Below are 13373 nucleotides of genomic sequence, written 5' to 3' on the forward strand. Positions count from 1 at the left end.
TTGGGGCTATCATGAATTGCATGGAGTCCTCCACCGCCACCCGCTCGATCGTCGATGCGTTGACCCGGGCCATCGTCGATCACCGCCTGCAGCCCGGCACCAAGCTGGCCGAGCAGAAGCTGGCCGACCACTTCGGCGTGTCGCGCACGTTGGTGAGGCAAGCCTTGTTCCAGCTCTCGCAGAACCGCCTGATCCGGCTCGAGCCGGCCCGTGGTGCCTTCGTGGCCGCACCGGCGGTCGACGAGGCGCGCCAGGTGTTCGCGGTGCGCCGCATGCTCGAAGCCGCGATGACGCGGGAGTTCGTGCGCACCGTCACCCCGGCCAAGATCAAGGCACTGAAGGAGCACGTCGCACTCGAAAAGTCGGCCGTGGCTGGCGCCGACGTGTCGGGCCGCACCGAACTGCTCGGCGACTTCCATGTGCGCATGGCCGAGCTCATGGGCAACACCGTCCTGGCGCAGATCCTCGGTGAACTGATTTCGCGCTGCGCACTCATCACGCTGATGTACCAGAGCGCCACGGCCGCCGAACACTCGAACGACGAGCATGCCGACATCGTGAAGGCGCTGGCCGCCCGCGACGAAGAGCGCGCCGTTCGCCTCATGACCGAACACCTCGAGCACGTCGAAGCCAACCTGACCTTCGACCGCAAAGTCCCCACCAACGACATCTCACTTGCATTGTCATGACCGACGACACCCAACACTCCGTCTACCCGCGCGACATGGTCGGCTACGGCCGCGATGTGCCGCATGCCCAGTGGCCGAACCAGGCGAAGATCGCTGTGCAGTTCGTCCTCAACTACGAGGAAGGCGGCGAGAACAACCCGCTGCACGGCGACCCGACCTCCGAGACCTTCCTGTCCGAACTCGTGACGGCGCAGGCCTACGAAAACCGCCACATGACGATGGAGTCGATGTACGAGTACGGCTCGCGCGCCGGCGTCTGGCGCATCCTGCGCGAGTTCGAATCGCGCGGCCTGCAGATGACGATCTTCGCGGTCGGCATGGCGCTGCAGCGCTACCCCGAACTGCTCGACACGTTCATGAAGAACGGCTACGAGATCGCCAACCACGGCCTGCGCTGGATCCACTACCAGAACCTGCCCGAGTCGAACGAACGTCGCCACATGGATCTGGCCACGCATGTGCTGAAGGACATGACCGGTGGTCAGTGGCCGCTCGGCTGGTACACCGGCCGCGACAGCCCCAACACGCGCCGCCTGCTGGTCGACCAGGGCGGCTACGAATACGACAGCGACTACTACGGCGACGACCTGCCGTTCTGGATGCAGGTCGCCAGAACCGACAGCACCGTGGTGCCGCACCTGGTGGTGCCCTACTCGCTCGACTGCAACGACATGCGCTTCGTGCAGGCGCAGGGCTTCAACACCGGCGACCACTTCTTCAACTACCTGAAGGACAGCTTCGACGCGCTCTACGCCGAAGGCGAAACCGCACCGAAGATGATGAGCATCGGCATGCACTGCCGCCTGCTCGGCAAGCCCGGCCGCATCGGTGCGCTCCAGCGTTTTCTCGACCATGTGCAAAAGCACGACCGGGTCTGGGTCTGCCGCCGCATCGACATCGCGCAGCACTGGAAGAAGGTGCACCCGTTCATTGCGCCCGCAGGAGCCTGACATGCCGCTCACCCTCCAACAACTGAATGCCGCCCCGGCGGCCGAAGCGGTGGCCCTGCTCGAGGGCGTGTACGAGCATTCACCCTGGGTGGCCGAGCGCGCGCTGGCTGCACGGCCGTTTCGCTCGCTCGCGCACTTGAAGCTGGCGATGGTGCAGGTGCTGCAGCGTGCGGACAGCGACGAGCAGATCGGCCTGATCCGCGTCCACCCCGAGCTGGCCGGCAAGGCGATGGAAAGCAACACGCTGACGGCCGAATCGACCAACGAACAGGGCAAGGCCGGCCTCACGAACTGCACTCCCGCCGAGCTCGCCCACATCCGCGGGCTCAACCAGGCATATGGCGAGAAATTCGGCTTTCCGTTCATCCTGGCGGTGCGCGGGCCGCGCGGCACCGGGCTTGCGAAGAGCGAGATCATCGCGACCTTCGAGCGCCGGCTGCATCACCATCCGTCGTTCGAACTCGGCGAGGCGCTGCGCAACATCCATCGCATCGCCGAGATCCGACTGGACGACAAGTTCGGCCGCGATCTCACGCTCGGCAACGACGTGTGGGACTGGCAGGAGCAGCTCTCGGTGCACACCGATCCCGGCTATGCCGAGCTGGGCCAGCTCACCGTCACCTACCTGACCGACGCGCACCGCGCGTGCGCCTCGCAGATCTCGGTCTGGATGCGCGAATGCGGCTTCGACACGGTGCACATCGACGCGGTCGGTAACGTGGTCGGGCGCTACGAAGGCAGCACGCCCGATGCGAAGACGCTGCTGACCGGTTCGCACTACGACACGGTGCGCAACGGCGGCAAGTACGACGGGCGGCTCGGCATCTTCGTGCCGATGGCCTGCGTGCGCGAACTCAAGAAGCAGAACCGGCGCCTCCCGTTCGCCTTCGAAGTCGTGGGCTTTGCCGAAGAGGAAGGCCAGCGCTACAAGGCCACCTTTCTCGGTTCGGGCGCGCTGATCGGCCACTTCAACAACGCCTGGCTCGACCAGCAGGATGCCGACGGCATCACGATGCGCGATGCCATGGCACGTGCCGGCCTGAAGCCCGAAGACATTCCGAAGATCCGGCGTGACCCGTCCAAATACCTCGGCTTCGTCGAGGTGCACATCGAGCAGGGCCCGGTGCTCACCGAGCTCGACTACCCGCTCGGCATCGTGACCTCGATCAACGGCAGCGTGCGCTACGTGGGCGAGGTGATCGGCATGGCCAGCCATGCCGGCACCACGCCAATGGATCGGCGGCGCGACGCCGCCGCGGCGATGGCGGAGCTGATCCTGTTCGCCGAGCAGCGCGCTGCGAAGGACGGAGACTCGGTTGCCACCGTCGGCATGCTGCAGGTGCCCAACGGCTCGATCAACGTGGTGCCGGGCGCATGCAGGTTCAGCCTGGACATCCGCGCGCCGAACAACGCGCAGCGCGACCGCCTGGTCGATGACATCCTGGCCGCGCTGAAGGAAATCTGCGAGCGCCGCAGCGTGCGCTACACGCTCGAAGAAACCATGCGCGCCGCCGCGGCGCCCAGCGATGCGGCTTGGCAGCAGCGCTGGGAGAAGGCAGTCGACGCGCTCGGCATTCCGCTGTTCCGCATGCCCAGCGGTGCCGGCCACGACGCGATGAAGCTGCACGAGGTGATGCCGCAGGCGATGCTGTTCGTACGCGGCATCAATTCGGGCATCAGCCACAACCCGCTCGAATCGAGCACCAACGACGACATCCAGTTGGCAGTCGAGGCGTTCCAGCTTCTGCTCGACGGGATAGGCCCACCCCCGTTTCTCGCTCACTTCGTGTAGCGCGATTCCCCCCTCAAGGGGGCGACACCGGCGGACCGGCAAAGCCGGTTCCGCGGTGTCTCCCGAAAGAACAGCCCAACGCCCGCCTTATGAACGACTACAACGCTCTCGACGACTGGATCGACGCCCACTTCGACGATGAAGTGAAGTTCCTGCAGCAACTGATCCAGGTGCCGACCGACACGCCGCCCGGCAACAACGCGCCGCACGCCGAGCGCACGGCCGAACTGCTGAAGGACTTCGGCTTCGAGGCCGAAAAGCATGCCGTGCCAGCGCAGGAGGTCAAGGATTACGGCCTCGAATCGATCACCAATCTGATCGTGCGGCGCAAGTACGGCGCCGCCGGATTGACGGTCGCACTCAACGCCCATGGCGACGTGGTGCCGCCGGGCGAAGGCTGGTCGCACGACCCGTATGGCGGCGAGATCGACAACGGCGCCATCTACGGCCGCGCCACGGCGGTCAGCAAGAGCGACTTCGCGAGCTTCACCTTTGCGCTGCGCGCGCTCGAAGCCGTCGCCAGGCCGGCCAAGGGCAGCGTCGAATTGCACTTCACCTACGACGAAGAGTTCGGCGGCATTCTCGGCCCCGGTTGGCTGCTCAAGAACGGCCTGACCCAACCCGACCTGATGATCGCAGCCGGCTTCAGCTACGAGGTCGTCACCGCGCACAACGGCTGTCTGCAGATGGAAGTGACGGTGCACGGCAAGATGGCGCACGCCGCCATCCCCACCACCGGCGTCGACGCGCTGCAGGGCGCAATAAAGATCCTGAACGCGCTCTACGCGCAGAACGCGCTCTACCAGCAGGTCACGTCGAAGGTCGAGGGCATCACCCACCCCTACCTGAACGTCGGCCGCATTGAAGGCGGCACCAACACAAACGTGGTGCCCGGCAAGGTCGTGTTCAAGCTGGATCGCCGCATGATCCCGGAAGAGAACCCGGTCGAGGTCGAAGCGAACATCCGCCAGGTGATCGCCGACGCGGCCGCGCAGAGCCCCGGCATCACGGTCGACATCAAGCGCCTGCTGCTCGCCAACGCGATGCAGCCGCTGGCCGGCAACAAGCCACTGGTCGACGCCATCCAGAAGCACGGCCAGCAACTGTTCGGTGAGCCGATCAAGGCCATGGGCACGCCGCTCTACACCGACGTGCGGCTGTACAGCGAGGCCGGCATTCCCGGCGTGATCTACGGCGCCGGCCCGCGCACCGTGCTCGAATCGCATGCCAAGCGCAGCGACGAACGCCTGCAACTGGAAGACCTGCGCCGCGCCACCAAGGTGATTGCGCGCACGCTGGCCGACCTGTTGGGCTGATCAACGGGGCGCGTTGCCGGCACCGGCGACTCATCGCGTGGTGCTGGCCGCCACTCTGTACCGGTCGAAGGCGTGGCCGCGCCCGACGCCGGCCCGCCTGCGCGCGACCCTCATGCCGGTGGCACGCCCGGTGCGACGCGCCGAGCCTCGGCTACAGTGCAATCACCTATGAATTCTCCCCAACTCCAGCGCGGCGTCTTCCTTGCCCTACTGGCCGCTGTCACGGCCGCTTTCATCTGGGTGTTGCTGCCGTTTTTCGGCGCGGTTCTCTGGGGCGTGGCGTTCGCGATCCTGTTCACGCCGCTTTACAAACGGCTGCTCAAGAAGATGCCGGGCCGGCGCAACGCCGCCGCGCTCGCCACGCTGACGATCTGCTTGGTGATCGTGATTCTTCCGCTCGCGATGATCGGGGTCTCGCTGGTGCAGGAGGTGGCGCTGGTCACGCAGAACATCCGCTCGGGCCAGATCAATTTCGCGGCGTACTTCCAGCAGATCCTGGATGCCACGCCGCGCTGGCTGCTAAACCTGCTCGAGCGCTTCAACCTCGGCGACATGGCCGCCTGGCAAAAACGCATCTCCGAAGGTGCGGCGCAGGGCAGCCAGGTGGTGGCCAGCCAGGCGCTGACCATAGGGCAAAACACTTTCGACTTCGTCGTCAGCTTCTTCGTGATGCTGTACCTGCTGTATTTCGTGCTGCGCGACGGCGCCGCGCTCTCGAAGACGATCCGCGATGCACTGCCGATGGCCAAGCCGCACACGCATTACCTGCTGAACAAGTTCACCACCGTGATCCGGGCCACCATCAAGGGCAACGTGGCCGTCGCCATCGCGCAGGGCACCATCGGCGGCCTGGCCTTCTGGTTTCTCGGTGTGCAGGGCGCGTTGCTGTGGGCGGTCCTGATGGCCTTCCTCTCGCTGCTGCCGGCGGTGGGTGCGGCGCTGATCTGGGCGCCGGTGGCCATCTACTTCCTGGCCACGAGCCACTTCTGGCAGGGCGGCGTGCTGATCTTCGTCGGCGTGTTCGTGATCGGCCTGGTCGACAACATCCTGCGCCCGGTGCTGGTCGGCAAGGACACGCAGATGCCCGACTACATCGTGCTGATGTCGACCATCGGCGGCATGTCGATCTTCGGCATCAACGGCTTCGTGGTCGGGCCGGTGATTGCCGCGCTTTTCATGGCGGCATGGGACCTGTTTGCGATTTCGAACAACCAGGACGACGACGCGCCCGGGGTCTGAGTGCTCGAACCATCGTTCGTTCGGAGTTGCTGGACGGTGGAGATCAGCCCACAAGGTGGGCAGTCTCCTGAAGTTCAGCGCGGCGCATCGCCGTCGGGCCGCACCCGGCGAACGCCTACAAGACTGATGCAACCCCGATGACTTGGGGCCGCCCCGCGCTGTCCATAGTGGGAACCAGCCTCTTCACCAAGAGGCACGCAGGATCCCTCACCGCACACTTCAGGAGACAGCAACATGGCAACAGACGACGGACAACTCGGCAACGGCGAACCGAACCGCGACCCCATCACCGGCACCCCCGGTGCGCACCCGATCGGCACCGGCATCGGCGCCACCGGCGGCGCACTCGCCGGTGCCGCAGCGGGTTCCCTGGCGGGCCCGGTCGGCACCGTCGTGGGCCTGGTGGCCGGCGCCGTGGCCGGCGGCCTGGGCGGCAAGGCCGCGGCCGAGGGCGTGAACCCAACGGCCGAAGATGCCTACTGGCGCGAGAACCATCGCAGCGCAAGCTACTACGACGCCCGGCGCAGCTACGACGACTACCGGCCTGCCTACGAGCTGGGCTGGTCGGGCCGCGCGCGGCACGGCGCTGATTTCGATCAGGTCGAGCCCGCCTTGGCGAACGAATGGGAAAGCCGACGTGGTTCCTCCGGCCTCGACTGGGCTGCGGCAAAGCCCGCCACCCGGGCAGCCTGGGAACGCGCCGATGACACCTACTACGGCAAGCAGGCCAACGGCAGTGACATCGTGAACCGCGAAGACCTGTCGGACGACGATGTGGTGGACGTCCTCAACGACCTGCTCGAGAACGCCAGAGACGGCGAGTACGGTTTTCGCGCCTGCGCCGAGCAGGTGAAAACCGCAGGTGCGAAGCAGCTGTTCGCGAGCCGCGCCGACGGCTGCCGACAGGCCGCCGGCGAGCTGGAAGCACTCGTCGAGCAGTACGGCGGCGAACCGGCATCAGGTGGCACGACCGCCGGCGCGCTGCATCGCGGCTGGGTTCAGCTCAAGGGCAGCGTCGGCGCCGACAGCGAGCTTTCCATCCTGGAGTCGTGCGAGCGTGGCGAGGATGCCGCCATCGCGCGCTACCGCAAGGCGCTCAAGCAGAGCCTTCCCGCCGACGTTCGGGCGCTGGTGCAAAGGCAGGCCGATGGCGCCCAGCGCAACCATGACCAGATCCGCGATCTGAGGAATGCGGCGCGAGAGCGCCGCTGACGTGCTGATCGAACAAGGGCCCTTCGGGGCCTTTGTTCATGATGGAAACGCGGCGCGCGCAGCGAAGAGCGTCCGCGAAGTGGCACAACCAGAGGTGACAACTTCATCGCTGCGAGCTTTTGTCTTACACCGAGACGTGGCCCGATGCGAGAAAAAGCAGGCATATGGGAATATTTCACATCCCCCCTCAATCCTTCTGAGACCCATCATGCGCCCGGATCATTTCTCCCCTTTCGCCGTGCAGCCCCACCTGCCGGGCTGGTCGTACCCGGGCGGCGACGCTGAGCCGGTCGTTCCTGTTACGCCGTACTGCCTTACGCCTGTCCAGCGTGCGCTCAAACGCGCAATGGACATCGTCGGAGCGTTGGCCTTTTTCGTGCTCTTTGGGCCGCTGTACCTGGCGGTCGCCGTGGCTGTTCGGATCGGATTGGGCGGGCCGGTGTACTACGGGCAGACCCGCCTGGGTCAGGGCGGCCGCGCCTTTCGTTTCTACAAGTTCCGCTCGATGGTCAATGGCTCGGACGAAATCCTGGCGCGACATCTGGAGGGGGACGCCGCGGCGCGGGCGCAGTGGAAAAGGTTCCAGAAACTTGAAAACGACCCGCGCATTACGCCCGTCGGGCGCGTGATCAGAAAACTAAGCCTCGACGAACTACCGCAGTTCTTCAACGTGTTGAAGGGCGACATGAGCCTGGTCGGGCCTCGTCCCTGCATGGTTCGACAACGCAGCCTGTACGGCCGGAGCTGGGAACACTACTGCCACATGCGGCCCGGTATCACCGGCCTCTGGCAGGTGAGCGGCCGAAACCGCCTCTCTTACGCTGACCGCGTCGCGCTTGACGCCCGCTATGCGGCGGAGTGGTCGCTGTGGCTCGATGTGAAGATTCTCGCGCGCACCGTTTGGGTTGTTCTGAGTGGAGACGGATCGTCGTGACAGCCGCGCGCTTGCCTCGCTCCAAGGAGACTGCACCATGTTTGAACGGTACCGAGCGCAAATTGAGGAGTACTGCAGGAACGTCGGGATCGAGGTTCCAATCGGGTTTCATCGGCACGCCGCCGGTCGCTATGTAGCCATTGATCTGGAATCGAGTCCGCCGAAGCTGGTCGCGGCGACTTGGTCCCATCAGAGAGATGCGGTCAGCTATCTGGGCAACCTGGCCGCCGGGCAAAAGACAAGGATGCTGGACTTCAAGGAACGTCGCGAACTTAACTTCAATGGCAAGAGGAGCCTTCTACCGGGTGCATCCTTCTAGGCACCGTCGCGGCTGGCAGCCGGGTCGGGGCGGCCTGACGCCCCGGGGTGTGCCAGCTCGCATTCGGCAGTTCCTCACCGGATGCGTTCAGCGGGCGCCGAAGGCGATCTGGTGAATCGAAGGGTTGGGCGTTATCGCGTTGACTCCGCAAGGGACGGACGGCTTTTGCGATAGGAGTTCTTCAGGAGAATCTTGCCGGCTCGAAAAGTAAACAGATCACAACCGTGAACTTCAACGCGAGTTCCGTCCGCCCGTGTTCCCGTAAACGTCCACTCCGATACTCCCCGGTCTCCGTGGACAAAATGGCGCGCGTTCCCCCAATGGGCATCAGGAAAGACTGCCCAGACCTCCGCGAAAGCAGCTCGTACGGCCTCGCCGCCGACGTATCGGGTGCCGCAGGCATCCGCGCCGGCAGACGATTCGAAGACGCAATCGTCTGTCATGAACGACATGAGAGCATCGACATCGTGGCGATTCCACGCGTCGGCAAATGCGTGCAACACGTCCGTGGTCATTTCGGGAATCACCGTTTGCATGATCAGGCACCTCTGTAGAGCCTTCGAGCTGGTGGCCAGTGTACTGATAGACATGCGCCCTGACACGGTCAGTTGTTGTCCTGGCAAGCTATATTGTTCGCTCCGCAACTGAAGAGAAATCACCATGGCAAAAGCCTATTGGGTCAGCGCGTACCGTGCCGTCAGGGACGCTGACAAACTTGCGGCGTACGCGAAACTGGCCGGCCCTGCGATCACTGCCGGCGGCGGCCGCTTTCTCGCGCGCGGCCTGCCCGCCAAGGTCTACGAGCACGGTTTGCTCCAACGCACCGTGTTGATCGAGTTCGACAGCGTCGAGCAGGCTCTGGCCGTGCATGACAGCCCCGACTACCAGGCCGCGCTTGCCGCGCTGGGCGACGGGGCCGAACGGGATCTACGGATCGTCGAAGGGGCCTGAGCAACCCCTGGGTCAGCCTTTGCAGACCACAAGCCATGACCGATGCGGTTTCTTCAGCCCTGCAGGCTTATGAATCGTCTGCGCACTTTGAAGCGCTGAAGCTGGCGTTTGCCTGCGAATGCGCCGAGCGCGTCCGTCACTTGCTTGAGGATGAGACTGTCGCGCGCTGCCTCGACACGCTGGATGGCTACGTCAAGGGGCAAATAGATCGAGGTACTTTCGATCTGGCAGTGTCCGAGGCCGCCGCCCTGGCCAATCGGCACCAAGGCTCCCGATCGTTGGACGGCGTCGGTCACGCAGCCGTATCGGCAAGCTATGCCATCGCAAACGCCTTGGCCGGCCGGGCAGTACAGGCGGCAGATTACGCCGCCTACGCGGTGGTTTACAGCGGCGGCGGCTATGGCGCAGTCTGCGATCCCGAGTCATTTATCCCCGAGAAGGCTTGGCAACTCTCAACACTGGAGCAACTTGCAGACGCTCTCGCAGCGCGATGAGCTGCCAACGCTGCTCTTTCATGGGCGGCCTCGCAATGGAATGACGTCAATCATGGCGTGACGACGGCGCTCAACAACTGCCCGGGGCTGGCGAGTCACGGCCCACCCCCCACAATGCCGTGCGCGCCGCGCCTCAACTTGTTAAAGTTTGCGCCCCTTTGCGACGTCGTCCATCTCGTGACATTGCGTTGTTGTTGTTCAGCCAGCCGAAAGCCGCCATGACCGCCGGAAACTCCCAAATCATCTACACCCTCACCGACGAGGCGCCGCGCTTGGCCACGGCCTCGCTGCTTCCCATCATCCAAGCCTTCGCCGCGCCGGCGGGCATCGACGTCGCCACCAGCGACATCTCGGTGGCCGCCCGCATCCTGGGGCAGTTTCCTGAGGTGCTGACCGAAACGCAACGGGTGCCGGACAACCTGGCAGAGCTGGGCCAGCTGACGCTGCGGCCCGCAGTCAACATCATCAAGCTTCCCAACATCAGTGCCTCGGTGGCCCAGCTGAAGGCCGCCATCAAGGAGCTGCAGGACAAGGGCTACAAGATTCCCGACTACCCGGAGAGCCCGAAGACGGACGAGGAGAAGGACATCCGCGCGCGCTACAACAAGTGCATCGGCAGCGCGGTGAACCCGGTGCTGCGGGAGGGCAACTCCGATCGCCGTGCGCCCAAGGCAGTGAAGGAGTTCGCGCGCAAGAACCCGCACAGCATGGCCGAGTGGAGTCAGGCGTCGCGCTCGCACGTCTCGCACATGCACCACGGCGATTTCTACTACGGCGAAAAATCGATGACGCTGAACAAGGCGCGCGACGTGAAGATGGAACTGATCACCACGAGCGGCAAGGCCATCGTGCTCAAGCCGAAGGTTTCGCTGCTCGAGCGCGAGGTGATCGACTCGATGTTCATGAGCAAGAAGGCCCTGCTCGATTTCTACGAGCAGCAGATCCAGGACGCGCACAAGACGGGCGTCATGTTCTCGCTGCACGTGAAGGCCACGATGATGAAGGTGTCGCACCCCATCGTGTTCGGCCACTGCGTCAAGATCTTCTATCGCGAGGCCTTCGAAAAGCACGCCAAGCTGTTCGAGGAGCTGGGCGTGAACGTCAACAACGGCATGGTCGACCTGTACAACAAGATCGCCACCCTGCCTCAAAGCACGCAGGACGAGATCAGGCGCGACCTGCACGCCTGCCACGAGCATCGCCCCGAACTGGCGATGGTGGATTCCACCAAGGGCATCACGAACTTCCATTCGCCCAACGACGTGATCGTGGACGCCTCGATGCCCGCCATGATCCGCAACGGCGGCAAGATGTACGGCGCCGACGGCCGGTTGAAGGACGTGAAGGCCGTGATGCCCGAGAGCACCTTTGCCCGCATTTACCAGGAGATCATCAACTTCTGCAAGTGGCACGGCGCCTTCGACCCGAAGACCATGGGCACCGTGCCCAACGTCGGCCTGATGGCGCAGCAGGCCGAGGAATACGGCTCACACGACAAGACCTTCGAGATCCCCGAGGACGGTGTGGCCAACATCACCGATCTCGATACGGGTGAGGTGCTGCTCAGCCAGAACGTGGAAGCGGGCGACATCTGGCGCATGTGCCAGGTCAAGGACGCCGCCATCCGCGACTGGGTCAAGCTCGCCGTCACGCGCGCGCGCAACTCGGGCATGCCGGTGGTGTTCTGGCTCGACGCCTACCGGCCACATGAGGCGCAGCTCATCACCAAGGTCCGGATGTACCTGCACGAGCACGACACCACCGGACTGGACATCCAGATCATGAGCCAGGTGCGCGCCATGCGCTACACGCTGGAGCGCGTGATCCGCGGGCTGGACACTATCAGCGCCACCGGCAACATCCTTCGCGATTACCTGACCGACCTGTTCCCCATCATGGAGCTGGGCACCTCGGCCAAGATGCTGTCCATCGTCCCTCTGATGGCTGGCGGAGGCCTGTACGAAACGGGCGCCGGCGGCTCGGCCCCCAAGCACGTGCAGCAGCTGGTGGAGGAGAACCACCTGCGCTGGGATTCGCTGGGCGAGTTCCTCGCGCTGGCCGTGAGCCTGGAGGAACTGGGCATCAAGACCGGCAATGCCAAGGCCAAGGTGCTGGCCAAGGCGCTCGACACCGCCACCGGCAAGCTGCTGGACAACAACAAGGGCCCTTCGCCCAAGACCGGTCAGCTCGACAATCGCGGCAGCCACTTCTACCTGGCGCTCTACTGGGCCCAGGCCATGACCGAGCAGACCGAAGACAAGGAACTGGCCGCCTATTTCAAGCGGCTCGCCGATGCCCTGGCCGCCAATGAACAGAAGGTCGTGGACGAGCTCGCCGCCGTGCAAGGCAAGCCGGCCGACATCGGCGGCTACTACCTGCCGGACGTGGGCAAGACGGATGCGGTGATGCGGCCGAGCGCAACGTTCAACGCGGCGCTGGCCGCCGTAGCGGGCTGAGGGCAAGGCTCACTTGCCGGAAGGCGCCTGCCACCAGCCTTCGGCAAAGCGCCCCTGCAGGAAAGCGACGAACGCCGACACCTTGCCCGGCACCAGCTTCGGCGACGGAAACACTGCGTGAATCTCCTGCTCGGCCAGCGTGTGGTCGGCCAGCACTTCGAGCACCTTGCCGAGCAGCAGTGAATCGCTGGCAACGTAGCGCGGCATCATCGCAATGCCAAGCCCGTCGCGCGCAGCCGCCAGCACCGCCGACACATTGTTCGAGCGGAAGCGGCCCGACACCGCCACGTTGACCGCCTCGCCCTTGGGCGTGCGCATGCGCCAGACCTCGTCGCCCACCACGCTGCTGTAGATGAGCGCGACGTGCGCGCTCAAGTCCTGCGCGCGTTTGGGCACGCCGTGCTTCTTGAGGTAGGCCGGCGACGCAACCATGACCCACGGGTTCATGCCCAGGAAGCGCGCGCCGAGCGACGAATCGGCCAGCTTGCCCATGCGGATGGCGACATCGATGCCCTGCGCGATCAGGTCGACGTACCGGTCTTCGAAGCTCAGGTCGAGCTGCACCTGCGGATGGCGGCGCATGTACTCCAACGCCAGCGGCACGACCACGCGGCGCCCAAAGGCCACCGAGGTGCCGATGCGCAGCAGCCCCTGCGCCTGGCCCTGCTTCAGCTGCACGATGTTGTCGGCTTCCGCGGCATCGCGCACGATGGTCTTGCACTTCTCGTAGTAGAGCGCGCCCGATTCCGTGAGGCTGACGCCGCGGGTGTTGCGGTTGAGCAGGCGCACCTTGAGTCGCGCCTCGGCGGCCGCGATCTGCTTGGTCACGGTGGGCTGCGTGGTGTTGAACTCGCGCGCCGCTTTCGAGAAGCTGCCGGTCTCGACCACGCGCACGAACATCTCCATTGCCAACAGTCTGTCCATGGCCGGATGGTAGCCAGTTATTCCATTCCGGAATAGGTTTTATGGTTCGGCGCCCCCTTCTGCCGAACCGCACGCCTTCCTACAGTCGGATCAGTCC

The 13373-nt window shown here is 64.8% G+C and carries 13 protein-coding genes; 11 read left to right on the forward strand and 2 right to left on the reverse strand.

All coding sequences use genetic code 11. The annotated features are described in order from the left end of the window. The first annotated feature begins 11 nt into the window (after positions 1–11). The 8 genes from ACSFA8_RS10210 (at position 12) to ACSFA8_RS10245 (ending at position 8451) form a co-directional block, all read left to right on the forward strand. Entirely contained in the window at positions 12–689 is a 678-nt protein-coding gene (locus tag ACSFA8_RS10210; RefSeq protein ID WP_435479401.1) for a GntR family transcriptional regulator, read from the forward strand. Then, positions 686–1639: an allantoinase PuuE gene (gene puuE, locus ACSFA8_RS10215; RefSeq protein ID WP_435479402.1), complete on the forward strand. Its 954-nt coding sequence runs from the start codon at positions 686–688 to the stop codon at positions 1637–1639. Before ACSFA8_RS10210 ends, puuE begins: the two co-directional genes overlap by 4 nt. Position 1640: 1 nt before the next feature. Then, positions 1641–3431, forward strand: a complete 1791-nt coding sequence (gene uraD / locus ACSFA8_RS10220) for a 2-oxo-4-hydroxy-4-carboxy-5-ureidoimidazoline decarboxylase (protein ID WP_435479403.1) — start codon at positions 1641–1643, stop codon at positions 3429–3431. 89 nt (positions 3432–3520) lie between these two features. Further along, complete coding sequence (locus tag ACSFA8_RS10225; protein WP_435479404.1) at positions 3521–4747, forward strand: M20 family metallopeptidase; 1227 nt, start codon at positions 3521–3523, stop codon at positions 4745–4747. A 168-nt stretch (positions 4748–4915) separates the two neighbouring features. Next, positions 4916–5986: an AI-2E family transporter gene (locus ACSFA8_RS10230; RefSeq protein WP_435479405.1), complete on the forward strand. Its 1071-nt coding sequence runs from the start codon at positions 4916–4918 to the stop codon at positions 5984–5986. A 234-nt stretch (positions 5987–6220) separates the two neighbouring features. After that, positions 6221–7198: a ferritin-like domain-containing protein gene (locus tag ACSFA8_RS10235; RefSeq protein ID WP_435479406.1), complete on the forward strand. Its 978-nt coding sequence runs from the start codon at positions 6221–6223 to the stop codon at positions 7196–7198. A gap of 346 nt (positions 7199–7544) precedes the next feature. Then, entirely contained in the window at positions 7545–8132 is a 588-nt protein-coding gene (locus ACSFA8_RS10240) for a sugar transferase (protein ID WP_435479407.1), read from the forward strand. Between the two features lie 37 nt (positions 8133–8169). Beyond that, on the forward strand, positions 8170–8451 hold the full coding sequence (locus ACSFA8_RS10245; protein WP_435479408.1) for a hypothetical protein: 282 nt from the start codon (positions 8170–8172) through the stop codon (positions 8449–8451). A gap of 131 nt (positions 8452–8582) precedes the next feature. Here ACSFA8_RS10245 and ACSFA8_RS10250 read toward each other — a convergent pair whose 3' ends face one another. After that, complete coding sequence (locus ACSFA8_RS10250) at positions 8583–8987, reverse strand: nuclear transport factor 2 family protein (protein ID WP_435479749.1); 405 nt, start codon at positions 8985–8987, stop codon at positions 8583–8585. A 124-nt stretch (positions 8988–9111) separates the two neighbouring features. Here ACSFA8_RS10250 and ACSFA8_RS10255 point away from each other — a divergent pair, with 124 nt between their 5' ends. The 3 genes from ACSFA8_RS10255 (at position 9112) to ACSFA8_RS10265 (ending at position 12352) form a co-directional block, all read left to right on the forward strand. Further along, positions 9112–9402: a DUF1330 domain-containing protein gene (locus ACSFA8_RS10255; protein WP_435479409.1), complete on the forward strand. Its 291-nt coding sequence runs from the start codon at positions 9112–9114 to the stop codon at positions 9400–9402. Positions 9403–9437: 35 nt separating this feature from the next. After that, positions 9438–9896 carry a putative immunity protein gene (locus tag ACSFA8_RS10260; RefSeq protein WP_435479410.1) on the forward strand — a complete coding sequence of 153 codons (459 nt, stop codon included), beginning with the start codon at positions 9438–9440 and terminating at the stop codon, positions 9894–9896. Between the two features lie 218 nt (positions 9897–10114). Continuing rightward, entirely contained in the window at positions 10115–12352 is a 2238-nt protein-coding gene (locus tag ACSFA8_RS10265; protein ID WP_435479411.1) for an NADP-dependent isocitrate dehydrogenase, read from the forward strand. 9 nt (positions 12353–12361) lie between these two features. On the opposite strand, the gene ACSFA8_RS10270 is transcribed toward ACSFA8_RS10265, so the two are convergent. Beyond that, on the reverse strand, positions 12362–13276 hold the full coding sequence (locus ACSFA8_RS10270) for a LysR family transcriptional regulator (RefSeq protein ID WP_435479412.1): 915 nt from the start codon (positions 13274–13276) through the stop codon (positions 12362–12364). Positions 13277–13373: the final 97 nt, after the last annotated feature.

Origin of the sequence: Variovorax nitratireducens (assembly GCF_051216545.1) — a bacterium.
Taxonomy (GTDB): domain Bacteria; phylum Pseudomonadota; class Gammaproteobacteria; order Burkholderiales; family Burkholderiaceae_C; genus Variovorax.